This is a genomic window from Streptomyces sp. 4N124 (genome assembly GCF_052245395.1).
Classification (GTDB): domain Bacteria; phylum Actinomycetota; class Actinomycetes; order Streptomycetales; family Streptomycetaceae; genus Streptomyces.
In genome coordinates, this window is record NZ_JBQQBS010000030.1 from 44,518 (window position 1) to 68,603 (window position 24,086).

Sequence of the window (24,086 nt, forward strand, 5' to 3'; positions counted from 1 at the left end):
CCGGTGAACGACCGATACGACGCGGGGTACCCCGGCGATCACGGCGACCAGTACGAAATCGTCGGCTACGACGAGTACGGCCGGCCGATGTACCGGCAGGTCCCGGCCCAGCAGCTCCCGCAGCAGCAGTCGTACGACCCGTACGCGCAGCAACAGCACGGCGGCCAGCAGGGCTACGGCTACGACCCGTACAACACGGGCCAACAGCCGCCGGTGCCCTCCTACGACCCGTACGACACGGGCGTGCAGCAACCGGTTCCTCCCTATGACACGGGTTCACAGCAACCGGTTTCGTCGTACGACCCCTACGACACCGGTCAGCAGGCGCCCACCGCCTCTTCCTTCGACGCCTTCGGCAACCGCGGCCGAGGGGGCACCGAAACCGCCACGCCCTACGACCCCTACGGCCAGGCCGCGACCAGCGGCCGGCAGCCGCGCGTCGAGCAGCGCACCGCCGAGCAGACCGCCTACATCCCGCAGCAGGCCGGTCCGGCCGAGCACGAGGCCGCCGCCTCCGCGCAGCCCGAACGGGACTACCACACCGAGCAGTTCGCCTTCGTCGAGGATCCCGACGTCGACTCCGAGGACGTCATCGACTGGCTGGCGTTCACGGAGAACCGCACCGAGCGCCGTGAGGAGGCCCGGCGCCGCGCCCGCAGCCGGGTCGTCGCCCTGGTCGTCGTACTCGCCCTGGTCGCGGTCGGCGGAGTCGGCTACCTCTGGTACGCGGGCAAGCTGCCCGGCCTGTCCTCCTCCGACGACTCGAAGACGGGCGAGGCGACGGCCGTGGGCGCCCAGAAACGGGACGTGATCGTCGTCCATCTGCACGACACCAAGCAGGGCGGCACCGCCACGGCGCTGCTCGTCGACAACACCACCACCAAGCAGGGCACCACGGTGCTGTTGCCCAACTCCCTCGCCATGACCGGCGACGACGGCACCACGTCCACCCTCGCCAAGTCCGTCGAGGACGACGGCTCCTCCGGAACGCGCGAGGCCCTCGACACCGTCCTCGGCACCCAGATCCAGGGCACCTGGAGGCTGGACACCCCGTATCTGCAGAACCTGGTGGACCTGGTCGGCAACATCGACGTCACCACCAACACCGACGTGCCCGACCCCGACGCCAAGAAGAAGGGCGCCGCGCCCCTGGTGAGCAAGGGCGAGGACCAGACCCTCAGCGGCAAGATGGCCGTCGCCTACGCCACCTACCGCGCCTCCGGCGAGGCCCAGAACGCCCAGCTGGAGCGGTTCGGGCAGGTCATGCAGGCCGTGCTGCGCAAGCTGTCCTCCGACGCGACGGCGGCCACGACCACCGTGCAGACGCTGGCGCAGATCCTCGACCCGTCGCTGACCGACAAGGACCTCGGCACCTTCCTCGCCAAGCTCGCCGACCTCGCCAAGGGCGGCGACTACAAGACGGCGCTGCTGCCCGTCCAGACGGACGGCACGCTCAGCGCGCAGGCGAGCGACAGCGTGGTCAAGGACGTCCTCGGCGGCACCGCGAAGAGCCCCGACAAGGACGCGGCCGTCCGCGTCTCCGTCCAGAACGCCAGCGGCGTCAAGGACAACACCGAGAAGGCCCGCGTGGTGCTCCTCAACGGCGGTTTCACCTTCCTGGAGGGCGGTACGGCGTCCGGCGCCCAGGCGGCGTCCAAGGTCACCTACACCGATGCCGCCGACAAGGAGAACGCCACCGAGGTCGCCAAGACCCTGGGCCTGCCCACCAGCGCCGTCACCAAGGGCAAGGGGTCCTCGAACGCGGACGTGTCGGTGGTGCTGGGCCAGGACTACGAGCCGTCCTCGTCGTGAGCCCCGCAGCGAGCGATCAGGAGCTGATCGGGAGTGATCGGGAGTGATCCCTTAATCACGTGGGGTGCCGTCGGCGGTCGTGAGACCCTTGATGTCAAGTGACCGCCGACCGAAAGCCACGTAGTGACCGCGACTGACCGCTCCACCGAGCTCATCAACACCGCCGCGCAGGCGGCCGCAGACAAGCTCGCCCACGACATCATCGCCTACGACGTCAGCGATGTGCTGTCGATCACGGACGCCTTCCTGCTGGCCTCCGCGCCCAACGACCGCCAGGTCAAGTCGATCGTCGACGAGATCGAGGAGCGCCTGCAGAAGGAACTCGGCGTCAAGCCGGTGCGCCGCGAGGGCGACCGCGAGGCCCGCTGGGTGCTGCTCGACTATGTCGACATCGTCGTCCACGTCCAGCACAGCGAGGAGCGGGTCTTCTACGCCCTGGAGCGGCTCTGGAAGGACTGCCCCGAGCTCGAGCTGCCCGCCGACGCCAAGGCCACCCGCGGCAAGGCCGCCGAGCACGCCAAGCTGCAGGCCGAGGAGGACGCCGCCGAGTTCGGAGGGCTGCGGTGAGCGCCCCCGCCGGCGCGAGGCCGGGCCGGGGCCGCCGCGTCATCCTGTGGCGGCACGGCCAGACCGCGTGGAACGTGGAGCGCCGTTTTCAGGGCACCACCGACGTCGCCCTGACCGAGGCCGGCCTCGCCCAGGCCCGCCGCGCCGCCCGGCTGCTGGCTTCGCTGCAGCCCGACGCGATCGTCGCCTCGGACCTGGAGCGGGCCGCCCACACGGCCGCCGAGCTCTCCGTGCTCACCGGCCTGGAGGTGACCCACGACGAGGGGCTGCGCGAGACCTACGCGGGCGTCTGGCAGGGGCTGACGCACGAGGAGATCATCGCCCGGCACGGCGAGGAGTACGCAGCGTGGAAGCGCGGTGAGCCGGTGCGCCGCGGCGGCGGCGAACTGGAGACGGAGGTCGCCGACCGCGCCGCCCCCGTCGTGCTCCGGCACGCCGAGAAACTGCCCGACGACGGCACGCTCGTGGTGGTCAGCCACGGCGGCACGATCCGCACCACGATAGGCCGCCTCCTCGGCCTGGAGGCTCACCACTGGGAGAGCCTCGGCGGTCTGTCCAACTGCTGTTGGTCCGTTCTGGGCGAGGGCGCCCGCGGCTGGCGGCTGCTGGAGCACAACGCCGGGACGCTGCCGGAGCCGGTGCTCGGCGACGACGACTGAGCCCTGCTCAGGGCTCGTGACCCGGATTTCACTTTCCGGCAGGTCGCAGGCTAAAGTTCTTCTTGTTCGCCCGCCGAGCGGGAGGAACGCGCGGGGCTATAGCTCAGTTGGTAGAGCGCCTGCATGGCATGCAGGAGGTCAGGAGTTCAATTCTCCTTAGCTCCACAGGACGAAGATCCCGTCCCCCTCGGGGACGGGATCTTTTTGTTGGCACCGGCTTGAGTGAGTTGGGCCCCGGAGGCGTATACCTCTAAGGAGACGCTGCTGGCGTGCAGGTTCGCGCTGGCCGGGAGGGTCGCGGCGAGTGCCGTGTCCGGACTGGTACTGAGGCGTCGCTGACCGTATCGGTCCGGCCGTGGCAGAATCAAACGGCCGGAAGGGGGCGCGGCCCGACGGGAGGGAGCCAGTGATGCCTGCGAGCATCCGTGAGGCGGTCGGTGACCACCTCGACGCAGCGATGACACGGGACACGGTGACCCGGCTCAGCTGCCCTTCCTGCGGTTCCCTCCATGTCGCTCAGGTCCTCGGCGACAACGGCGGAATTTCCTACGTGTGCACGGCCTGCGGCCACAGCTGGAGCTGATCGATGGGTGCACACAGGCGAAAGTGCGACTGGTGCGGCAGCGGGACGCCGATCGTCCGCGACATGGAACCGGTCAACCCCGACTACCAGTACTGGTGCGAGGAATGCGCGCGGGCGCTGATCATAAAGGGCGACCCCATTGAGACGTACCGTGAGCTGGAGGGCGAGCCGATCTACGGACGGCTCCTCGAGGAGCACTGCACACTCAAGCGGTTCTATTCGTTCGTCACGGCTTGACGCCCTCGGCCCTGCCGTGGCGGACCTCTGGGCCGACGGAAACGATTTGGTGTTCCCCCCGGTCGACCGTGTAATGTTGGCGTCGCCGCCGGGGGAAACCGGCAGGGCAGCGCGGGGCTATAGCTCAGTTGGTAGAGCGCCTGCATGGCATGCAGGAGGTCAGGAGTTCAATTCTCCTTAGCTCCACAGAAATTGAGGGCGGGCCATCCGATCGGATGGCCCGCCCTCGTCGTATCTCTGTGCTCAGCGGCCCAGCGCGCGGCGTCCGCGGCCCTGGGACAGGACCGGGAGGTTGCGGGCCGGCGCCTTGTCGCGCTGGGTCTCTTCCTCGATGCGCAGGGCGAGGGCCGGGCAACGGCGCACCGCTCGCACCGCCTTGGCCTCCGCATAGCGCGGCACCTGTGCCTGCGCGACGGTCGGGAAGCCGTCCGCGCCCAGTTCGAAGACCTCCGGGAGGATGTCCGCGCACAGGCCGTGGCCGCGGCAGAGCGTCCAGTCGACGTAGATCTTCTGGCGGCTGGGGCCGTTCTCCTCGGACTCGCCGCCGCCCGGGAGGCCCGTCGGGGTCCTGCCGCCCTCGAAGAGCGGCAGAACGCCCTCCACGGGGCGTCCGCAGCCGTTTCCGAGGACGTGCGCCGCGAGGTCGTCGGTGAAGGCCTTGACGGTCGATTCGAGGAACATCGCGGAGCCGTCGGGGTGGGAGCACGCGCCGCGCCGCTTCACGTTCTTGGCGACCTGCTTGAGGGCCTCCAGGGCGGCCGGGCCGCCGCCGTTGAGGATGTCCTCCATGCCGCGCGCCGCGGCCGGCAGCCCGAGGTAGCAGGGACCGCACTGTCCCGCGCTCTCCTCGGCCAGCCACTGGGCCACGCGCAGCGACTCGCCCAGCGGGCAGGTCTCCTGGCTGATCGGCAGAATCGCGCCGGCGCCGAGCGAACCGCCCACCGCGTCCAGGGAGTTGCGGGAGACGATCGCCTCGTTGACCGTCGCGGCGTCGATCCACTTGCCGTGGTAGCCGCCGGTCAGCACGCCCTGCGGGACCGGCGGGGCGCCGGCGAGCTGCAGGACGTAACGCAGCGGCACTCCGGTGGGGACCTCGATCACCATGGGGCGGGCGACCGCGCCGGAGACCGTGAGCATGACCGTGCCGGGTTCGTCGTACAGGCCGGTGTTGCCGTAGCGCTCCGGGCCGATGCGGGCGGCGATGGCGAGTTGGGCGAACGTCTCGGCGTTGGACAGCAGGGTGGGTGCGCCGCCGACGCCGTTCTGGGAGGCGCTGACCTTGCGGCCGGGCGGGATCGCCGGGCCGCCGTCGATGGACCGGATCAGCGACGCTGCCGCTCCGGTGACCATCCGTACGGGATTGCGCTGCACGCGCGCGCGGAGCGCCGACCTACGGCCGTTGCTCAGGCCGCGTTCGGCGAGTGCGGCTTCCATGGAGCGCTGGGTGGACTCCCGGGTGACCCCCACCACGAGCGTGCGGGCACCGAGGGCTTCGGCGCACAACAAGGCGCCGTCCAGGATCAGATGAGGGGCACGGTTGATGAGCACCGTGTCCTTGCGGCAGGCCGGTTCGTCCTCGCTTCCGTTGACGACGACGACCGGGCGCACACCGCGCTTGATCGCCGCCTCGGCGACCGAACGCAGCTTCTTGTGGAAGGGGAAGCCCGCGCCGCCGCGGCCCTTCAGGCTGATGTTCTCGGCGAGCTTGGCGAGTTGCTCGCCGCCCATGGGTTCAAGCGGCCCGTGCACCTTCAGGTGCATGGGCAGATCAAGTCTTTCGACAAGGTCGAAGCCAGACGTGAGCTGCGGAAGGCCGACCACGCGGACTTCGGGTACGTCGGGCAGGGCCTCGTTCACCTATAGCCTCCGGAAGGCGTGTTCCAAGGTTCGCCCGGGCCCGGTGAGTCGAAGTCGTACGCATCGCCGGGCGTTGGTTCATTGGCGGGACCGCTGTTGTACGTGTCATCGGGGTTGTACGTGCCGTAGAGGGTGTTCGTCTCACCGGTGTCGTACACATCACTCTGGCCGTACCCGCCAGTGCTCGAATTGTCATAGGCCGGGATGTTGTATCCCGTGTCGGTGAGCGGGTCGTACGCCGAGGGGGGCGCCTCGCCGACCGGCGGCGGCGACGGGATCGGCCAGCTGCCCGAGGTGCTGCCGCCGCTGTCGACGCGCGGGATCGCCTCCGTGGCCTGCATGTCCAGCGGCAGGTCCATGCGGGCGGTCTGGTCGGCCGCGTACGGCTGCTGGGGGCGCGGGGGTGTGACGGCGCGGTAGGCGGCCGCGAAGCCGTTCGCGGGCTCCGGGGCGGGCTGCTCGTACAGGGGCGCCGTGGGGGGTGCCATGCCGGGTGTCATACGCGGCTGGGGGCCCGTCGCGTCGGCTCGCTCGTAGCCGGGCAGGGTGGCGCCGCCCGCGACCCGGGCTCGGCTCTCCTCCAGGTTCTCGCGGCCCGGCTTCTCCTCGGTGCCGAGGATCGCGGCGGCCTTGTCCATGACCTGGCGCTTGAACGGGCGCGGTGCCGCGCGCAGAGCAAGGGCCGCCATGACGCCGAGCACGCAGAGGGCGTACATGACCGTGAAGATCGGGCTCTGCACCGCGCGTCCCGCGTACAGGCCGTGCAGCAGGGCGGCGCACCAGGCCGGATAGGCCAGCATGTGCATCGCCCGCCAGCGAGCCGCGATCGGTGCCGGGGACGCGAATCGGTTGCGCAGCGCGCCGGTGATCCCCACGAAGATCATGAGCTGGCCGGCCAGCGTGCCGAGCCCGATGAGGGCGGCGTTGCCCTGGATTTCCTCGCCGCCGGAGAGCACCAGCCCGAAGGGGATGAACACGCCGAGCCAGCCGACGTGGTCGAGCGCCACCTTCACTCCGATGTGCAGGAGCAGAAACGCGATCGAGCCCACGGCGGTCACCCGGTGGATGCCCTGCGCGATGATCCGCTGCCTGGTGTTGAGGATCATCCGGTCCTGGGCCACGAGGCCCCAGATCACGGAGCAGGTGAGCAGGACGAGCGACAACACGCCCGCCCCGAAGTTGAGGAAGTCCTGGAGCCAGAAGCCTCCGTACACCACGACGAGGGGTATGGCCAGCAGAAAGACAGCCGACGCCACCCCGTAGGCCGACCGGCCCGACTGGGGGAGCGAGCTGTTACTACGACGAGGGTTCATGGGGGCAACTCCGAGCGGTTCGGGAAAGCGGTCCCGCTGCCGCACTCTAAGTCCAGTCAAACTGACCGGTACGCCGTTTGAGTTATTGCGTTGTTATCTACGGGCCCTGCGGGGCTTGTGTTGTCCATTAGCGACTGTTACGCCGGGTAATAGTTGAACCTTGTTCAGCTTTTCGGAATCTTCACAAGCGGCCGTGAGGCGTCAGTGTGCCCCATGGAAGCCCGTCGCGGCCTCCTCGGCGGCTGCGGTACCCTGACGCCATGCGTGCCGTACGCCTTCTGCTTAGCGAGCCGCGCTGATCAGTCCCGACCAAGGCGAGACCTGGTGGTCGGAATCGGCGCGGCGTCCCCTCCTGTGCGAGGGGATTTTTCGTTTCTTGAATGTCGCCGCTGGCAGAGACGATCGATGGAGCTTTGAGGATCATGAGCGAGACGAACCCCGCTGCCGCCGCCGAGGTGGCCGCGCCGCACCGCTACACCGCGGCCCTGGCCGCGGAGATCGAGGCACGCTGGCAGGACTTCTGGGACGCCGACGGCACCTACGCGGCGCCGAACCCCAAGGGCGACCTGGCGGGCGACCCCGAACTGGCCGCCAAGCCCAAGAAGTTCATCATGGACATGTTCCCGTACCCCTCCGGTGCGGGCCTGCACGTCGGTCACCCCCTGGGCTACATCGCCACCGATGTCTTCGCCCGGTTCCAGCGCATGACCGGCCACAACGTCCTGCACACCCTGGGCTTCGACGCCTTCGGCCTGCCCGCCGAGCAGTATGCCGTGCAGACCGGCACGCATCCGCGCGTGTCCACCGAGGCCAACATCGAGAACATGAAGATCCAGCTGCGCCGGCTGGGCCTGGGCCACGACAAGCGCCGGTCGTTCGCCACGATCGACCCGGACTACTACAAGTGGACCCAGTGGATCTTCCTGCAGATCTTCAACTCCTGGTACGACGACGAGGCGCGCAGGGCCCGCCCGATCGCGGACCTGGTCGCCCAGTTCGAGAGCGGTGAGCGCGCACTGCCCGGCGGGCGCTCCTGGAACGAGCTGAGCGCCGTCGAGCGCGCCGACGTCCTGAGCGAGTACCGCCTGGCGTACGCCTCGGACGCGCCGGTCAACTGGTGCCCCGGCCTGGGCACCGTGCTGGCCAACGAGGAGGTCACCGCCGACGGCCGTTCCGAGCGCGGCAACTTCCCCGTCTTCAAGGCCAAGCTGCGCCAGTGGAACATGCGCATCACCGCCTACGCCGACCGGCTGCTGGACGACCTGGACGCGCTGGACTGGCCCGAGGCCATCAAGCTGCAGCAGCGCAACTGGATCGGCCGCTCCGAGGGCGCCCGCGTCGACTTCCCGATCGACGGCGAGCGCATCACGGTCTTCACCACCCGCCCGGACACCCTGTTCGGCGCGACCTACATGGTGCTGGCCCCCGAGCACCCGCTGGTCGAGAAGTTCACGCCGCAGGAGTGGCCCGAGGGCACGCACCAGGTGTGGACCGGCGGCCACGCGACCCCCTCCGAGGCCGTCGCCGCGTACCGCGCGCAGGCCGCCTCGAAGTCCGACGTCGAGCGGCAGGCCGAGGCCAAGGACAAGACCGGCGTCTTCATCGGCGCGTACGCGACCAACCCGGTCAACGGCGAGCGGATCCCCGTCTTCATCGCCGACTACGTGCTGATGGGCTACGGCACCGGCGCGATCATGGCCGTACCGGCGCACGACGGCCGTGACTTCGAGTTCGCGCGCGCCTTCGAGCTGCCGATCACCTGTGTGGTCGAGCCGACGGACGGTCGTGGCACGGACACCTCCGCGTGGGACGAGGCCTTCGTGTCGTACGACGCGAAGATCGTCAACTCCACCGGTGACGGTGTCTCCCTGGACGGCCTGGGCGTCGTCGACGCCAAGGCGCGCATCACCGAGTGGCTGGAGCGCACCGGCATCGGCGAGGGCACGGTCAACTTCCGGCTGCGCGACTGGCTGTTCAGCCGCCAGCGCTACTGGGGCGAGCCCTTCCCGATCGTCTACGACGAGGAGGGCATCGCCCACGCGCTGCCCGAGTCGATGCTGCCGCTGGAGCTGCCGGAGGTCGAGGACTACAGCCCGCGCACCTTCGAGCCGGACGACGCCGACACCCAGCCCGAGACGCCGCTGTCCCGCAACGAGGAGTGGGTGAACGTCACCCTGGACCTGGGCGACGGGCGCGGTCCGCGCACCTACCGGCGTGAGACCAACACCATGCCCAACTGGGCCGGTTCCTGCTGGTACGAGCTGCGCTACCTGGACCCGCACAACTCCGAGAAGCTGGTCGACCCGGAGATCGAGCAGTACTGGATGGGCCCGCGCGCGGGTCAGCCGCACGGCGGTGTCGACCTGTATGTGGGCGGCGCCGAGCACGCCGTCCTGCACCTGCTGTACGCGCGCTTCTGGTCCAAGGTGCTGCACGACCTGGGGCATGTGTCGTCGGCCGAGCCGTTCCACAAGCTGTTCAACCAGGGCATGATCCAGGCCTACGTCTACCGCGACAGCCGTGGCATCGCGGTGCCGGCCGCCGAGGTGGAGGAGCGCGACGGCGCCTACTACTACCAGGGCGAGAAGGTCTCCCGGCTGCTGGGCAAGATGGGCAAGTCCCTGAAGAACGCGGTCACTCCGGACGAGATCGCCGCCGAGTACGGCGCCGACACGCTGCGTCTGTACGAGATGGCGATGGGCCCGCTGGACGTGTCCCGGCCGTGGGACACGCGCGCGGTGGTGGGCCAGTTCCGGCTGCTGCAGCGGCTGTGGCGCAACATCGTCGACGAGGCGACCGGTGGGGTCACCGTTGTCGACGCGGAGCCCGACGAGGGCACCCTGCGCGCCCTGCACAAGGCCATCGACGGGGTGCGCGGTGACCTGGAGGGCCTGCGGTTCAACACCGCCATCGCCAAGGTCACCGAGCTGAACAACCACCTGACCAAGGCCGGAGGTGCGGTGTCGCGGTCCGTCGCCGAGCCGCTGGTGCTGCTGGTCGCGCCGCTGGCCCCGCACATCGCCGAGGAGCTGTGGCGCAAGCTGGGCCATGAGGACTCGGTGGTGCACCAGGACTTCCCGGTCGCCGACCCGTCGTACGTCGTCGACGAGACCGTGACCTGCGTGGTCCAGGTCAAGGGCAAGGTCAAGGCCCGCCTGGAGGTCTCGCCGGCCATCTCCGAGGAGGAGCTGGAGAAGGTCGCGCTGGCGGACGAGAAGGTCGTCGCGGCGCTGGACGGCGCCGGGATCCGGAAGGTGATCGTGCGGGCGCCGAAGCTGGTGAACATCGTTCCCGCGTAGGCGTCGTTTCCGGGCGGGCGCCGGGCGGGCGCCGGGCGGGCGTCGGTGCGGGCGCGGGTGTTGCGCCGGGTTTGTGCCTCCGGCTAAGGGTGGTCCCCTACGGGCAGGTTCGGGGTTTTTCTGGAACTCCGGGCCTGCCCGCTGCGTTTACCGTTGAAGAGTGGCGCGGCGCGAGTGCTGGGCCCGTCCGGAGGAGGAGCGCCGTGGAAGCAGTCGTCGCAGTTTTCGCCCTGCTCTTCGTGCTCTTCCTGGGACTCGGCGCCTACGCCACGGTGAAGGCGGTCGGCGCGGCCAAGCGCGGCGTGGACCGCACCCTCACCCAGGCCCGCCGCACGGTGGAGGACCACACCCTGCGGGCCAAGTCCCTCGCCCAGATCGGCCCCGCGGGCGAGATCGCCCAGCTCCGGCTGAAGCTGCGCACCTCGATGCGTGCCACCCAGGACGCGCTGCACGCACGCGTGGCGGAGGACGAGTCCCTCAAGGAGTCGATCGGCCTCTTCGAGCGCCTCAGCGTGCACGGCCATGAGCTGGACGACGACCTCAAGCGCCTGGAGTCCGAGCCCGACCGGGCGACCCTCGCCGAGCGGCTGCCCGCGCTGCGCGAGCGCACCAAGCGCATCATCGACTCGGCGGACTCACTGCGCTGGGCGGCCCGGGACCGGGCCCACCGCTTCGCGGACGACGACCTGGACTCGCTCAGCACCCAGATCGACGTGGAGACCGGCGCCCTGCGACACTGGACCACCTCGGAACCCGCGCCGCCCCCGTGGCCCGAAGCGCCCGCCGCCGAGAGCCCCGCCGCCCAGCAGACCTGGCCGGAGACACCCCGGTCGGAACCGGCCGAGGAGGAGCCGGCCCGACCCGCCATCACCCCGCCGGCCCCGCGTCCCACGTACCCCTGGCAGAAGAAGCCCCGTCCTGAGAGCACCACTTGATCCGGTTCCGGCCCGCCCGAGTCAGCGGGGCCGGGCTGCCGCCCGGGCGCTACGCCAGGTAACCTCCAGCTCATGTCCCGCCATGTCGCGATCGTCACCGATTCAACGGCCTACCTGCCGCCGCGGACGATGGAGCGCCACGGCATCACATCGGTGCCCCTGACCGTCGTCCTCGGCGACCGGGCCCTGGAAGAGGGCACCGAGATCTCCACCCGTTCCCTCGCCCAGGCGCTCCAGAAGCGCCGCCCCGTCACCACCTCACGCCCCAGCCCCGAGCTGTTCGCCGAGACCTATCGCAGGGTCGCCGAGTCCGGGGCCACCGGCATCGTCTCGCTGCATCTGTCCGCCGAGCTCTCCGGCACGTATGACGCGGCGCTCGTCGCGGCGCGCGAGGCGCCGGTGCCGGTGCGGGTCGTGGACACCGGGATGGTCGCGATGGCGCTCGGGTTCTGTGCGCTGGCCGCCGCCGAGGTGGCGGAGTCCGGCGGCACGGTGGACGAGGCGGTCACAGCCGCGGAGAAGCGGGCCGCGGGCACGTCCGCCTACTTCTACGTCGACACCCTCGACTATCTGCGCCGCGGCGGCCGGATCGGCGCAGCGCAGGCCCTGCTCGGCTCCGCCCTGGCGGTGAAGCCGCTGCTGAAACTGGAGGGCGGCCGTATCGAACTCCTGGAGAAGGTACGGACGGCGTCGAAGGCCATCGCCCGCCTCGAAGAGATCGTCGCCGACCGGGCGGGCGGCGCTCAGGTCGACATCGCCGTCCACCATCTGTCAGCCCCTGAGCGTGCGTCGGCACTGGAGGACCGGCTGCGGGCGCGGGTGCCCGGGCTCGCCGACCTGCATGTGAGCGAGGTGGGGGCGGTGATCGGGGCGCATACCGGGCCCGGGTTGCTGGGGGTCGTGGTGTCGCCGCGGTGACTCGGCTGCCCCGCACGTGTGGGTGATGGAGTTATCCACAACTGGGCGGTAATCCCCGGGATTTGACCAAGATCATCGCGAGTGGGGCGGGTTGCCCGATCCTCGTCGCATGACACTTCGATCACGTTCACGCACAGCGATTGCAAGCAGCGGCCCTGGTCGCGGCCCCGCTTCCGACGGCCGCACCCGCCATCGCCGCCCACACCCCCGGGGCCGGGCCCGGTACCGATACGCGTCGGCGGAGGAGCTTCGCCGACGCGCGGAGGTTCTGTTCGGCGAACGGGGCGGGCGGCGACGGGAGTTGGGAGAGGAGACGGCGGGTCGGGACTCGGGCGTGGGCGCCCCTGATGTCCCGTATGCCGAACCTCACATCCCGTACGCCGACATGGATGTCGGCGACGATGTGCCGCCGGCCGGCGGAGGAGTCGGCGACCATGGCCCGCCCGCCGCCGCGGACGTCGATGCCGGTGCCCGGGCCCGAGATGGCGTGAGTGCTTGGCGGGGCCGGGTCGGGCCGGTGTTGCGGGAGCGGATGCCGGTGTGGCTGCAGGCGCGGTGCGGGCTGGAGCGCAGGAGCGTGGTCGCACTCACCGCGCTGCTGGTCGTCGCCGCGGCCTTCGCCGTGCAGCACTTCTGGACCGGGCGGACCCAGCCCGTGCGCCCGCCCGAGGTCGTACAGGCGGTTGCTCCGTTTGCGGAAGCAGCGCAAGCGGAAGGCGAGCCGAGCAAGGCTCCCGGCGGCCCCACCGCGGGCGGGACCGCGGCGGCCGAGATCGTGGTGGACGTCAGCGGCAAGGTCCGGGAGCCCGGGATCCAGCGGCTGCCCGCGGGCTCGCGGGTCGTCGACGCGCTCCGTGCGGCCGGTGGGGTGCGTCCCGGGACGGACACCGACGGTCTCAACCGCGCCCGCTTCCTTGTGGACGGGGAGCAGGTGATCGTCGGTGGTCCCGTCACAGGCTCGGGCTCCGGCCCGGTCTCGGGCGGTACGGCGGCCGGCGGCACGATCGGCTCGGTGGCGGGGGCGGCTCCCGTGGCTCCGGTCTCGCTCAACACCGCAACCGTGGAGCAGCTCGACACCCTGCCGGGCGTGGGACCGGTGCTGGCGCAGCACATCATCGACTACCGCACCCAGCACGGCGGCTTCCGCTCGGTGGACCAGCTGCGCGAGGTGAACGGCATCGGTGACCGCCGCTTCGCCGATCTACGGGATCTCGTACAGCCATGAGTGCCACCCGTGGCCGCAGTGTGGCCGCCCCCGATATCTCCGGCGAGGCCGGCGCTGCCGGTCCCCGCGCCTCGGTGCACACCGCCTCCGGCAACCGGCTCGGCGCTGCCCACCCCCGCCAGGAAGGACCGACGGACCTACGACTTGTTCCGCCCGCGCTCGCTGCCTGGGCGACGGCCGCGCTGGCGCTGGACGCGCCGCCGGAGTGGATCATCGGCATCACGGGAGTGTGCCTGGTCGCGGCGGGTGTGCTGTTGGGGATGCGGCGACGGTGGTCACGTGTCTCGGTCGGCGCGGTCCTCCTCTGTGTCGCGGCGGGCGCGGCCTCCGCCGGGCTGCACGGGGCCGATCTGCGGCGCGGGCCGGTGCCAGGGCTGGCGCGGGAGTACGCGACCGTGACGGCCGAGGTCGAGGTGACCGCCGATCCCCGGCTCACCCGGCCCCGGATCAGAGGGAACCACGCGGCGCCGAGTGCCGTGCTGATCGGCGCGGACGTGCGGCACGTCGAGAAGGTGGACGGGACGGCGGTGGAGACGCGGGCGCCGGTGCTGTTGATCGTCGACGCGGGGCCACGCCCCACCGCCGAGGGACCGAAGGCCTCGCCGTGGCTCCGGCTGCTGCCCTCCACGCGGCTGCGCGTCACCGCACGGCTGGCCCCTGCTCTGGTGGGCGGGGACCGGGTCGCCGCCGTGGTGCGGGTGCGGGACCAGGCGGTGCCGCGGGTCGTGGGGGAGCCGTCGGCGGCGCAGCGGTTCGCGGGGCGGTTGCGGGCCGGGCTGCGGGAGGCCACGGACGGGTTGCCGGCGGATGCGCGGGCCCTGTTGCCGGGGCTGGTCGTCGGGGACACCGCACGGATCACTCCGGAGCTGGACGAGGCCTTCAAGGAGACCGACCTCGCGCACACGCTCGCCGTCTCCGGAAGCAACCTCACGATCATCCTTGCCCTGCTCATCGGACCGCCCGGTCTGGCCCAGCGCGTCGAGCGGCGCGGACTCGCGCCCCGCCTCGGCATCCCGCTGCGGACGACCGCGCTGTTCGGCGGCGTACTCACGCTCGGGTTCGTGGTGGTGTGCCGGCCTGACCCGAGCGTGCTGCGGGCCGCGGCCTGCGGGGCGGTCGTGTTGCTCGCCCTCGCGACCGGACGCCGCAGATCACTGATCCCGGCGCTGGCGACGGCCGTCCTGCTGCTGGTGCTGTACGACCCATGGCTGGCCAGGAGTTACGGCTTCCTGCTGTCCGTGCTGGCCACCGGCGCCCTGCTCATACTCGCGCCCCGCTGGAGCACCGCGCTGCGGCGCCGCCGAGTGCCGCCGCGGCTCGCCGAGGCGCTGGCCGCCGCTGCCGCCGCTCAAGCGCTCTGCGCGCCGGTCGTCGCGGTGCTGTCGGCACGGGTGAGCCTGGTGGCGGTGCCGTGCAACCTGCTGGTGGAGTTCGCGGTCGCACCCGCCACGGTGCTGGGCTTCGCCGCGCTGGCGACGGCTCCGGTGGCGATGCCGGTGGCCGAGGCGCTGGCGTGGTGCGCGAGCTGGCCGGCCGGGTGGATCGCGGACGTGGCCCGTACCGGGGCGGCGCTGCCCGGGGCGGGCGTGGACTGGCCGGGCAGCTGGACCGGGGCGGCGCTGCTGGCGCTCGTCACGGTGGTGGCCTTGCTGGTCGGTCGCCGGCTGCTGCGGCATCCCTGGTGGTGCGGGGCCTGCGGGGTGCTGCTTCTGCTGGTGGTCGTGCAGCCGCCGCCGCTGGCCAGGGTGATCACGGGGTGGCCGCCGCCGGGCTGGCGGCTGGCGATGTGCGATGTGGGACAAGGGGACGCACTGGTGCTCGCGGCGGGTGAGGGCGCCGGTGTGGTCGTGGACGCCGGGCCGGATCCCCGGCTGGCCGACCGCTGTCTGCGCACACTCGGCATCACCCGGGTCCCGCTGGTGATCCTGACCCATTTCCACGCGGATCATGTGGCCGGTCTGCCCGGGGTGCTGCACGGGCGCGCGGTCGGTGCGATCCAGACGACGGGGCTCGAAGAACCGGAGGACCAGGCGGAGTTCGTACGGAGAGAGGCAGCGGCGCGGCACATTCCGATGACGAGAGCCGTCGCCGGGGAACAGCGGCGCAGCGGGGCGCTCAGCTGGCAGGTGGTCTGGCCGCCACCGCATGCTGCGACGGTGCCGGACACGGAGGGGCCGAACGACGCCAGTGTCAGCCTGCTCGTCCGGTCGGCGGGGCTGCGGCTCCTGCTGCTCGGGGACCTCGAACCCCCGGCCCAGCAGGCGCTGCTGAGGTCACCGGCGGGGGCGTGGCTGGGCGGCGTGGACGTGCTCAAGGTGGCCCACCATGGCTCCGCCTATCAGGACCCGGAGCTGATACGCCGGGTCGCGCCCTGGCTGGCATTGATCTCCTGCGGTGCGGACAACCCGTACGGGCACCCCGCACCCGGTACGGTCGCGGCGCTGCGGGCGCAGGGAGCGGTGGTGCTGCGGACGGACCAGGACGGGGCCCTGGCTGTCGCGGGTACGGGCGGAGAGCTGCTCGTGGCGCGAGACTGAGGGCATGAATTCCGCAGAGGTTGATGCCTATCTCCGTCGCCTGGGAGTGGAGCAGCCGGCGTGGCCCACCGTCGACGTCCTGCGCGAGCTGCATCTGCGGCACCTGCAGAGCGTTCCGTTCGAGAACCTGTCGATCCATCTCGGCGAGGAGATCGTGCTGGAGGAGAAGCGGCTGCTGGACAAGGTGGTGGGGGCGCGGCGGGGCGGGTTCTGCTACGAACTCAACGGGATGTTCGGGGCGTTGCTGACCGCGCTGGGCTACGACGTCACGCTGCTGGCGGCCCGGGTGTACGGCGAAGAGGGGCGGCCGGGGATCCCGTACGACCATCTCGCGCTGAAGGTGCGCACGGTGGACGGGGGTGAGTGGCTGGCCGACGTCGGGTTCGGGGCGAACAGTCACTATCCGCTGGCGTTCGAGGCGCGGGCGGAGCAGAGGGATCCCGGGGGAGTCTTCCGGATCGTCGAGGCGGGGCCGGATGCGGCCGGGGTGCGGGGTGATTCGGCCGAGGCGCTCGATCTGGACGTCGTCGGCGACGGCAGCCCGCAGTATCGGCTGGAGATGCGGCCGCGGGTGCTCGGTGACTTCGTGGCCGGGGCGTGGTGGCACAGCACGTCTGCGGCTTCGCACTTCGTGCGGTCGCTGGTGTGCTCGCGGCTCACGGAGGACGGAGGGAGGGTCACGCTCAGCGGGCGGGCGCTCACGGTGACGGCGGCGGACGGGGCGCGGGAGGTGCGGGAGCTGGGGTCGGATGCGGAGGTTCTCGCGGCGTATCGGGAGAGGTTCGGGATCGGGCTGGCGGCTGTGCCGGTGGTTGGGGGGCTGGTCGGGAGGGCTGGCTGACCTGGTGCTTCGGGGGTGGGGTGGGTGCCGGAAAATGGGGGCGTGAGTGATGTGAGACATGTGCTGGTGCTGCCTGATCGGGATGCCGCGGAAGAGGTGGTGGAGGCGCTGGGGGAGCGGTTCGGGGTGCGTGAGGAGCCGCAGGTGGTGCGGGATGCGTTGGCCGGTGAGGACGATGCGGAGGATGCGCAGTGGCTTGTGGTTCTGCGGGATGAGGAGGGGCGGTTGGATGCGGGGGAGTTGGATGCGTTTGTGGGGGAGTGGGAGGGGTGGCGGGAGGAGCCGTGATGCTTCGCTGCGTTGCCGGGTAGTGCTGGGCTCGCTTTGAGGGTGCGCGGCGTGGGGGCTGGGCGGGGGTGGGTCGCGCGGCCCGGCGCTGACGGGGTGCCGCCTGCGCCCACCCGTGCCGCCCTAGGCGGCACGAATGCCCGCAGCTTTGCGGCGCGTGGTGCCTCGCAGCTGGGCGGCACGTGGTGCCCGCAGCTGGGCGGGACGAGGTCTCGGCCCCGTTGTCAGTGGCCCATGACATGCTTGTCGCAATGGCCAGGAAGAGTGTTGATGATGACCCGCTCGTGCCTGTCACGCTTGCTGTCGGGCAGGAGGATCTGCTGCTTGACCGGGCTGTGCGGGAGGTGGTGGCTGCGGCCAGGGCGGCTGATGCCGATACGGATGTGCGGGATCTGACGCCGGAGCAGTTGCAGCCGGGGACGTTGGCGGAGTTGACGAGTCCGTCGCTGTTCGCGGAGCGGAAGGTCGTGGTCGTGCGGAATGCGCAGGATCTGTCCGCGGACACGGTCAAGGATGTGAAGGCGTATCTCGGGGCGCCCGCCGAGGAGATCACGCTGGTGTTGTTGCACGCGGGCGGAGCCAAGGGCAAGGGGCTGCTCGACGCCGCGCGGAAGGCCGGGGCGCGGGAGGTCGCGTGTCCCAAGATGACGAAGCCGGCGGATCGGCTGGCCTTTGTCAGAGGTGAATTCCGGGGGCTCGGGCGGTCGGCCACACCCGAGGCCTGCCAGGCGCTCGTCGACTCCATCGGGAGTGACCTGCGGGAGCTGGCCTCGGCGGTCTCCCAGCTGGTCGCCGATGTCGAGGGGACCATCGACGAGGCGGTCGTCGGGCGGTACTACACCGGGCGGGCCGAGGCTTCCAGCTTCACCGTCGCCGATCGCGCCGTGGAGGGGCGGGCCGCGGAGGCGCTGGAGGCGCTGCGGTGGTCGTTGGCGACCGGCGTGGCTCCGGTGCTGATCACCAGTGCGCTCGCCCAGGGCGTACGGGCGATCGGAAAGCTGTCCTCGGCGCGCGGTGGGCGGCCGGCCGATCTGGCGCGTGAGTTGGGCATGCCGCCGTGGAAGATCGACCGGGTGCGCCAGCAGATGCGGGGATGGACTCCGGACGGAGTGGCCGTGGCGCTGCGGGCCGTCGCGGAAGCCGACGCCGGGGTGAAGGGCGGCGGGGACGATCCCGAGTACGCGCTCGAGAAGGCGGTTGTCACGATCGCGCGGGCCGCTCGGTCCAGGGGGCGTGCGTAGCCCGAAGAGAGGAGAATCGGGCGTATCGGCCGTAGATCGCCGATATGACGGAAAGGTGGCGACTGTCATGGCTGAACACCCGCACGCGGCTCTCGTCCGCAAGGGCTACGAAGCCTTCCAGCGCGGAGACATGGACACCCTGCGCGGCTTGATGACCGGCGACTGCACGCACCACGTACCCGGCTCGCACCCGCTCTCGGGGGACTTCAAGGGGATCGACTCGATCCTCGACGGGTACTACGCCCGGCTCTACTCGGAGACGGGCGGGTCGTTCCAGGTCGAGCTGCGCAACATATTCGTGGACGGCCGCGGGCACGCCATCACCGTGCACCGCTTCACCGCCGACCGGGGCGACAAGCACATCGACGAGGACGGGGGCATCGTCTTCCGGATCGTCGGCGACAAGATCACCGATCTCGACGAGTGCCTCGCGGACCTCGACAAGTCCAACGACTTCTGGACCTGACGCAGGCAGACCGAAGGCCCCGGCTCCCGCCCTGGGGAAGGGCGAGGCGCCGGGGCCTTCGGTTCAAGACGGTGAGCCCGTACCCGCGTGGCGAACGCAGGCCGCGTACAGGCTCGGGGGGCCGGACGGGAGCGGATGAGAGAGGGCCCGCTCGATTCCCTCCGGCGATCAAATCAAGTGTCAGCCCTTGAGGGAAGCGACCTTCGAAGCCAGCGCCGACTTCTTGTTGGCGGCCTGGTTCTTGTGGATGACGCCCTTGGAGACGGCCTTGTCGAGCTCACGCGCAGCAGCGCGCTGGTACTCGGTGGCCTTCTCGACGTCACCCGCGGCAGCTGCCTCACGGGCCTTGCGGATCGCGGTCTTCAGGGAGGACTTGACGGCCTTGTTGCGCAGCCGGGCCTTCTCGTTGGTCTTGATCCGCTTGATCTGGGACTTGATGTTCGCCACGAATGAGCCTCTACAGGTTCTGGCACGGGGCCGCACGGGTCCCGCACCGGTGATTTTTCTTGGGGTGTGCCTCGCGCTGAGAGGGCATGAGACACAGCCACCCAGACTACCAGTGGCCGGGCCCACGGCCCAAAACGGTGTCCGGTCGCCGCCCGTGGGACCATGGAGCCTACGTATCGATCCGACCCGAGGCATAAGGCGCCTCAAGAGACAGGACCCTGCGTGCCCGCGACCCCTAACAATGTGCCCGAGCCGAGCCGTACCGCCCCGGCTCTGATCCGCAATTTCTGCATCATCGCGCACATCGACCACGGCAAGTCCACGCTCGCCGACCGGATGCTCCAGCTGACCGGGGTGGTCGAGCAGCGGCAGATGCGCGCTCAGTACCTCGACCGTATGGACATCGAGCGCGAGCGCGGCATCACGATCAAGTCCCAGGCGGTGCGGCTGCCGTGGGCCCCCACCCACGACAAGAGCAACACGCACATCCTCAACATGATCGACACCCCGGGGCACGTCGACTTCACCTACGAGGTCTCGCGGTCGCTCGCCGCCTGCGAGGGCACCGTCCTCCTCGTCGACGCCGCCCAGGGCATCGAGGCCCAGACCCTCGCCAACCTCTACCTGGCGATGGAGAACGACCTCAAGATCATCCCCGTACTGAACAAGATCGACCTGCCGGCCGCCCAGCCGGAGAAGTTCTCCGAGGAGCTCGCCAACCTCATCGGCTGCGACCCGGACGACGTCCTCAAGGTCTCCGCCAAGACCGGTGTCGGCGTCGACGCGCTGCTCGACCGGGTCGTCCGTGAGATCCCGGCGCCGGTCGGTGTCAAGGACGCTCCCGCCCGCGCGATGATCTTCGACTCGGTCTACGACTCCTACCGCGGCGTCGTGACGTACGTGCGTGTCATCGACGGTCAGCTCAGCAAGCGCGAGCGCATCAAGATGATGTCGACGGGCGCCACGCACGAGCTGCTGGAGATCGGGACGAACTCGCCGGAGATGCTGTCCGCCGACGGCCTCGGTGTCGGCGAGGTGGGTTACCTGATCACCGGTGTGAAGGACGTCCGCCAGTCCAAGGTCGGTGACACCGTCACCAGCCAGCAGAAGGGGGCGACGGAGGCCCTCGGCGGCTACAAGGACCCGAAGCCGATGGTCTTCTCCGGTCTGTATCCGCTGGACGGCTCCGACTATCCCGAGCTGCGCGAGGCCCTGGACAAGCTGCAGCTCAACGACGCCGCCCTCGTCTACGAGCCGGAGACCTCCGCCGCCCTCGGCTTCGGTTTCCGCGTCGGCTTCCTCGGTCTGCTGCACCTCGACGTGATCCGCGAGCGCCTTGAGCGCGAGTTCGGGCTCGACCTGATCGCCACCGCGCCGAACGTGGTCTACCGGGTGGTGATGGAGGACGGCACCGAGCACACCGTCACCAACCCGAGCGAGTTCCCCGAGGGCAAGATCAACGAGGTGTACGAGCCCGTCGTACGCGCCACGATCCTCGCTCCGACCGAGTTCATCGGCTCGATCATGGAGCTGTGCCAGACCAGGCGCGGCACCCTCCTCGGCATGGACTACCTGTCCGAGGACCGCGTCGAGATCCGCTACACGCTGCCGCTCGCCGAGATCGTCTTCGACTTCTTCGACCAGCTGAAGTCGAAGACGCGTGGCTACGCGTCGCTGGACTACGAGCCCACCGGCGAGCAGACCTCCAGCCTGGTCAAGGTCGACATCCTGCTGCACGGCGACAAGGTGGACGCCTTCTCGGCGATCACCCACAAGGACGCGGCCTACGCGTACGGCGTGCGGCTCGTCGCCAAGCTGCGCGAGCTGATTCCCAGGCAGGCCTTCGAGGTGCCGATCCAGGCCGCCATCGGCTCCCGGGTCATCGCCCGCGAGACCATCCGCGCCATCCGCAAGGACGTCCTCGCCAAGTGCTACGGCGGTGACATCTCCCGTAAGCGGAAGCTGCTGGAGAAGCAGAAGGAGGGCAAGAAGCGGATGAAGATGGTGGGTTCCGTGGAGGTTCCTCAGGAGGCATTCATCGCCGTCCTGTCCAGTGACGAGAACGCGGGATCGGGCAAGGGCAAGAAATAGCCACCTGTCACCCGCGAAAATTGGGGCTCGTCGCGTCACAGCGCGACGGGCCCCTGCGCGTCCGTACGGTCGCCCGATCGGGGAAGTGACAGGCCGCAGCCCCTTACGCACCGGCCGGTCGCGCTCTACTCTGATCTCTGCTCGGTAGTTACTCGCGAGTTAAACAACCGATCGGCAACCGCTCGTGAGTGAAACAGCAGCAGTGAAAACAGCCGCAATGAGCCAGCCGCGCAGCCGCGGGCCCCGGAGGATGTCGTGAGCGACACACAGACTTTGATCGAGAACCGTCCGCCGTCCGTGGCGGGCCTCTTCCTGGACCGCGTGGCCGCCACGCCGGATGCCGAGGCCTACCGATACCCGGTACCGGCCGCGTCCGGGCAGGGCCCGGACGACTGGAAGTCGCTGAGCTGGGCGCAGACCGCCGAGCGGGTCAACGCGATCGCCGCCGGGCTGATCGAACTGGGTGTGCAGCCCGAGCAGCGCGTCGCGCTCGCCTCCGCCACCAGGATCGAGTGGATCCTCGCCGACCTGGGCATCATGTGCGCGGGCGCCGCCACCACCACGGTCTACCCGCAGACCAACGCCGAGGAGTCGGCGTTCATCCTCGCCGACTCCGGCAGCCGGGTGCTCGTCGCGGAGAACGCCGAGCAGCTGGCCAAGGCGCGGGAGAAGCGCGCCGAGCTGCCCGAGCTCACCCACGTCGTGGTCATCGACCCGGAGGGTGTGGAGACCGGCGACTGGGTGCTCACCCTCGCCGAGCTGGAGAGCCGGGGCGCCGCGTATCTGGAGAAGAACCCCGACGTGGTCAAGGAACGGGTCGGCGCGATCACCAAGGACCAGCTCGCCACCCTCATCTACACCTCCGGCACCACCGGCCGGCCCAAAGGCGTCCGCCTCCCGCACGACAACTGGTCGTACATGGCGAAGGCGATCGCCGCGACCGGGCTGATCAACGCCGAGGACGTGCAGTACCTGTGGCTGCCGCTCGCGCACGTCTTCGGCAAGGTGCTCACGTCCGGCCATATCGAGGTCGGGCACGTCACCGCCGTCGACGGCCGGGTCGACAAGATCATCGAGAATCTGCCGGTGGTGCAGCCGACGTACATGGCGGCGGTGCCGCGGATCTTCGAGAAGGTCTACAACGGGGTCGTGGCCAAGGCCCGTGCGGGCGGTCCCGCCAAGTACAAGATCTTCCAGTGGGCCGCCGGGGTCGCCCGCGAGTACGCCAAGGTCACCCAGGACAACTTCCGCCGCACCGGCAACCACTCCGCGCCGTTCGGGCTCGCCGCCAAGCACAAGGTCGCCGACGCGCTCGTCTACGCCAAGCTGCGGGAGGCCTTCGGCGGCAATCTGCGGGCCTGTGTCTCCGGCTCGGTCGCCCTGGCGCCGGAGATCGGGTACTTCTTCGCCGGCGCCGGCATTCACATCCTCGAGGGCTACGGCCTCACCGAGTCCTCCGCCGCGTCCTTCGTGAACCCCGGCGAGGCGTACCGCACCGGCACGGTCGGCAAGCCGCTGCCCGGCACGGAGGTCCGGATCGCCGACGACGGCGAGATCCTGCTGCGCGGCCCCGGCATCATGGAGGGCTACCACGGGCTGCCCGAGAAGACCGCCGAGGTGCTGGAGGCGGACGGCTGGTTCCACACCGGCGACATCGGCGAGCTGTCGCCCGACGGGTACCTGCGGATCACCGACCGCAAGAAGGACCTGTTCAAGACGTCCGGTGGCAAGTACGTCGCGCCGACCGAGGTCGAGGGCAGCTTCAAGGCGGTGTGCCCGTACACCTCGAACATCGTGCTGATCGGCGCGGACCGGAACTTCTGCAGTGCCCTCATCGCCCTCGACGAGCCGTCGATCATGGCCTGGGCGAAGGACAACGGCCTGGAGGGCAAGTCGTACGAGGAAGTCGTCGCCGCGCCCGCCACGGTGGCCCTCATCGACGGGTACGTGAAGGAGCTCAACGAGGGGCTTCAGCGGTGGCAGACCGTGAAGAAGTTCCGGCTGCTGCCGCGGGATCTCGACGTCGAGCACGGTGAGCTGACGCCGAGCCTGAAGCTGAAGCGGCCGGTTGTCGAGCGGGAGTACAAGTACCTCATCGAGGAGATGTACGAAGGCTCTCGCGAGGCGTAGCGCGGGAGCGGAGGGGTTGTGGGGGACTGCTTGCGGCTGCGGGTTCGTTGTGGCTGGTCGCGCAGTTCCCCGCGCCCCTTTAGGTCAGTTCGCGCGGCCTCTGTTCACCAGTTGGCGTAGCTCCACTACCTGCCTCAGGAGCGCTGCCTTGTCTAGTGGGTTGGCCCCCGTCAGATGTTCCTCCAGTACGGCCAGTCTTGTGCTCATCTCCCCGCTCAGGCGCTCCAGTTGCCGGTTCTTTCGGTGCAGGTCCAGGAAGACGCTCACCTTGGCCCGTAGCACCCAAGGATCGAACGGCTTCGTCAGGTAGTCCGCGGCGCCGGTCGCGTAGCCGCGGAAGGCGTAGCCGGAGTCGTCCTCCGCGCCGGTGAGGAAGATGATGGGGACGTCCTTGGTCTGGTCGAGCCGTTTGATGTTCGCGGCGGTCTCGAAGCCGTCCATGCCCGGCATACGGACGTCGAGGAGGACGAGGGCGAACTGCTGCCGTAGCAGTGCCTTCATCGCTTCCTCGCCCGAACGTGCCCGCACGAGCGGTTCGTTGAGGGACCCCAGGACGGCCTCCAGCGCTATCAGGTTGTCCTCCATGTCGTCCACCAGGAGGATGTTCGCGCGCTCGTCGGTCGTTGCCTCAGCGCTCATG

General features: G+C 70.1%; 20 protein-coding genes and 2 tRNA genes. 18 read left to right on the top strand and 4 right to left on the bottom strand.

The annotated features are described in order from the left end of the window. Window positions 1-3: 3 nt before the first annotated feature. From ACTWQO_RS27505 to ACTWQO_RS27535, 7 genes are all read left to right on the top strand, one after another. Complete coding sequence (locus tag ACTWQO_RS27505; protein WP_443240051.1) at window positions 4-1,812, top strand: LCP family protein; 1,809 nt, start codon at window positions 4-6, stop codon at window positions 1,810-1,812. A gap of 123 nt (window positions 1,813-1,935) precedes the next feature. Then, window positions 1,936-2,379, top strand: coding sequence for a ribosome silencing factor (rsfS, locus tag ACTWQO_RS27510; protein ID WP_301980975.1), 444 nt, complete (start codon window positions 1,936-1,938; stop codon window positions 2,377-2,379). Further along, entirely contained in the window at window positions 2,376-3,038 is a 663-nt protein-coding gene (locus ACTWQO_RS27515; protein WP_443240052.1) for a histidine phosphatase family protein, read from the top strand. Before rsfS ends, ACTWQO_RS27515 begins: the two co-directional genes overlap by 4 nt. Window positions 3,039-3,130: 92 nt before the next feature. Continuing rightward, window positions 3,131-3,203: transfer RNA gene (locus tag ACTWQO_RS27520), tRNA-Ala, on the top strand. Window positions 3,204-3,447: 244 nt separating this feature from the next. Beyond that, entirely contained in the window at window positions 3,448-3,621 is a 174-nt protein-coding gene (locus tag ACTWQO_RS27525; RefSeq protein WP_210574530.1) for a hypothetical protein, read from the top strand. 3 nt (window positions 3,622-3,624) lie between these two features. Then, window positions 3,625-3,858 carry a hypothetical protein gene (locus ACTWQO_RS27530; protein WP_003976229.1) on the top strand — a complete coding sequence of 78 codons (234 nt, stop codon included), beginning with the start codon at window positions 3,625-3,627 and terminating at the stop codon, window positions 3,856-3,858. A 113-nt stretch (window positions 3,859-3,971) separates the two neighbouring features. After that, window positions 3,972-4,044, top strand: a tRNA-Ala gene (locus ACTWQO_RS27535). Window positions 4,045-4,101: 57 nt separating this feature from the next. Here the strand turns inward: ACTWQO_RS27535 and ACTWQO_RS27540 are convergent. Next, a complete protein-coding gene (locus ACTWQO_RS27540; RefSeq protein ID WP_328364567.1) occupies window positions 4,102-5,715 on the bottom strand; it encodes an NADH-ubiquinone oxidoreductase-F iron-sulfur binding region domain-containing protein in 1,614 nt (537 codons plus the stop codon). Beyond that, window positions 5,712-7,028, bottom strand: coding sequence for a cytochrome b/b6 domain-containing protein (locus tag ACTWQO_RS27545; RefSeq protein ID WP_443240053.1), 1,317 nt, complete (start codon window positions 7,026-7,028; stop codon window positions 5,712-5,714). The genes ACTWQO_RS27540 and ACTWQO_RS27545 overlap by 4 nt, the downstream gene beginning before the upstream one ends. Window positions 7,029-7,450: 422 nt before the next feature. Between ACTWQO_RS27545 and leuS the strand changes: the two genes are divergently transcribed. The 9 genes from leuS (at window position 7,451) to ACTWQO_RS27590 (ending at window position 18,778) form a co-directional block, all read left to right on the top strand. After that, on the top strand, window positions 7,451-10,327 hold the full coding sequence (gene leuS / locus ACTWQO_RS27550) for a leucine--tRNA ligase (protein ID WP_443240054.1): 2,877 nt from the start codon (window positions 7,451-7,453) through the stop codon (window positions 10,325-10,327). A gap of 203 nt (window positions 10,328-10,530) precedes the next feature. Then, complete coding sequence (locus ACTWQO_RS27555; RefSeq protein ID WP_443240055.1) at window positions 10,531-11,262, top strand: hypothetical protein; 732 nt, start codon at window positions 10,531-10,533, stop codon at window positions 11,260-11,262. 72 nt (window positions 11,263-11,334) lie between these two features. After that, window positions 11,335-12,180 carry a DegV family protein gene (locus tag ACTWQO_RS27560; protein WP_443240056.1) on the top strand — a complete coding sequence of 282 codons (846 nt, stop codon included), beginning with the start codon at window positions 11,335-11,337 and terminating at the stop codon, window positions 12,178-12,180. A 109-nt stretch (window positions 12,181-12,289) separates the two neighbouring features. After that, the gene (locus ACTWQO_RS27565) at window positions 12,290-13,405 is read left to right on the top strand and encodes a helix-hairpin-helix domain-containing protein (protein WP_443240057.1); all 1,116 of its coding nucleotides are present in this window, start codon (window positions 12,290-12,292) and stop codon (window positions 13,403-13,405) included. Beyond that, window positions 13,402-15,942 (top strand): ComEC/Rec2 family competence protein, encoded by a 2,541-nt coding sequence (locus tag ACTWQO_RS27570; RefSeq protein ID WP_443240058.1) that lies wholly within the window; start codon window positions 13,402-13,404, stop codon window positions 15,940-15,942. Before ACTWQO_RS27565 ends, ACTWQO_RS27570 begins: the two co-directional genes overlap by 4 nt. Before the next feature lie 4 nt (window positions 15,943-15,946). After that, complete coding sequence (locus ACTWQO_RS27575; RefSeq protein WP_443240059.1) at window positions 15,947-16,783, top strand: arylamine N-acetyltransferase family protein; 837 nt, start codon at window positions 15,947-15,949, stop codon at window positions 16,781-16,783. 42 nt (window positions 16,784-16,825) lie between these two features. Further along, on the top strand, window positions 16,826-17,071 hold the full coding sequence (locus tag ACTWQO_RS27580) for a hypothetical protein (protein ID WP_362935445.1): 246 nt from the start codon (window positions 16,826-16,828) through the stop codon (window positions 17,069-17,071). A gap of 251 nt (window positions 17,072-17,322) precedes the next feature. After that, window positions 17,323-18,312 carry a DNA polymerase III subunit delta gene (gene holA, locus ACTWQO_RS27585; RefSeq protein ID WP_443240060.1) on the top strand — a complete coding sequence of 330 codons (990 nt, stop codon included), beginning with the start codon at window positions 17,323-17,325 and terminating at the stop codon, window positions 18,310-18,312. Window positions 18,313-18,379: 67 nt separating this feature from the next. After that, window positions 18,380-18,778: a nuclear transport factor 2 family protein gene (locus ACTWQO_RS27590; protein ID WP_328364585.1), complete on the top strand. Its 399-nt coding sequence runs from the start codon at window positions 18,380-18,382 to the stop codon at window positions 18,776-18,778. Window positions 18,779-18,958: 180 nt separating this feature from the next. On the opposite strand, the gene rpsT is transcribed toward ACTWQO_RS27590, so the two are convergent. Further along, window positions 18,959-19,225: a 30S ribosomal protein S20 gene (gene rpsT / locus ACTWQO_RS27595; RefSeq protein ID WP_301980956.1), complete on the bottom strand. Its 267-nt coding sequence runs from the start codon at window positions 19,223-19,225 to the stop codon at window positions 18,959-18,961. 222 nt (window positions 19,226-19,447) lie between these two features. On the opposite strand from rpsT, the gene lepA reads away from it, so the two are divergent. Together lepA and ACTWQO_RS27605 are read left to right on the top strand one after the other, a co-directional pair. Then, the gene (gene lepA / locus ACTWQO_RS27600; RefSeq protein ID WP_443240061.1) at window positions 19,448-21,316 is read left to right on the top strand and encodes a translation elongation factor 4; all 1,869 of its coding nucleotides are present in this window, start codon (window positions 19,448-19,450) and stop codon (window positions 21,314-21,316) included. A gap of 255 nt (window positions 21,317-21,571) precedes the next feature. Further along, window positions 21,572-23,446, top strand: a complete 1,875-nt coding sequence (locus tag ACTWQO_RS27605; protein ID WP_443240062.1) for an AMP-dependent synthetase/ligase — start codon at window positions 21,572-21,574, stop codon at window positions 23,444-23,446. 84 nt (window positions 23,447-23,530) lie between these two features. Here ACTWQO_RS27605 and ACTWQO_RS27610 read toward each other — a convergent pair whose 3' ends face one another. Continuing rightward, window positions 23,531-24,085, bottom strand: a complete 555-nt coding sequence (locus ACTWQO_RS27610) for a response regulator (protein WP_443240063.1) — start codon at window positions 24,083-24,085, stop codon at window positions 23,531-23,533. Window position 24,086 lies beyond the last annotated feature (1 nt).

What these genes read in the sequence shown, in the direction of transcription:
- ACTWQO_RS27545 (WP_443240053.1), bottom strand. Translation starts at nt 7,028, where the DNA reads ATGAACCCTCGTCGTAGTAACAGCTCGCTCCCCCAGTCGGGCCGGTCG.
- ACTWQO_RS27565 (WP_443240057.1), top strand. Translation starts at nt 12,290, where the DNA reads ATGACACTTCGATCACGTTCACGCACAGCGATTGCAAGCAGCGGCCCT.
- ACTWQO_RS27570 (WP_443240058.1), top strand. Translation starts at nt 13,402, where the DNA reads ATGAGTGCCACCCGTGGCCGCAGTGTGGCCGCCCCCGATATCTCCGGC.
- ACTWQO_RS27525 (WP_210574530.1), top strand. Translation starts at nt 3,448, where the DNA reads ATGCCTGCGAGCATCCGTGAGGCGGTCGGTGACCACCTCGACGCAGCG.
- ACTWQO_RS27575 (WP_443240059.1), top strand. Translation starts at nt 15,947, where the DNA reads ATGAATTCCGCAGAGGTTGATGCCTATCTCCGTCGCCTGGGAGTGGAG.
- leuS (WP_443240054.1), top strand. Translation starts at nt 7,451, where the DNA reads ATGAGCGAGACGAACCCCGCTGCCGCCGCCGAGGTGGCCGCGCCGCAC.
- ACTWQO_RS27530 (WP_003976229.1), top strand. Translation starts at nt 3,625, where the DNA reads ATGGGTGCACACAGGCGAAAGTGCGACTGGTGCGGCAGCGGGACGCCG.
- ACTWQO_RS27610 (WP_443240063.1), bottom strand. Translation starts at nt 24,085, where the DNA reads ATGAGCGCTGAGGCAACGACCGACGAGCGCGCGAACATCCTCCTGGTG.
- ACTWQO_RS27560 (WP_443240056.1), top strand. Translation starts at nt 11,335, where the DNA reads ATGTCCCGCCATGTCGCGATCGTCACCGATTCAACGGCCTACCTGCCG.
- ACTWQO_RS27590 (WP_328364585.1), top strand. Translation starts at nt 18,380, where the DNA reads ATGGCTGAACACCCGCACGCGGCTCTCGTCCGCAAGGGCTACGAAGCC.
- holA (WP_443240060.1), top strand. Translation starts at nt 17,323, where the DNA reads ATGGCCAGGAAGAGTGTTGATGATGACCCGCTCGTGCCTGTCACGCTT.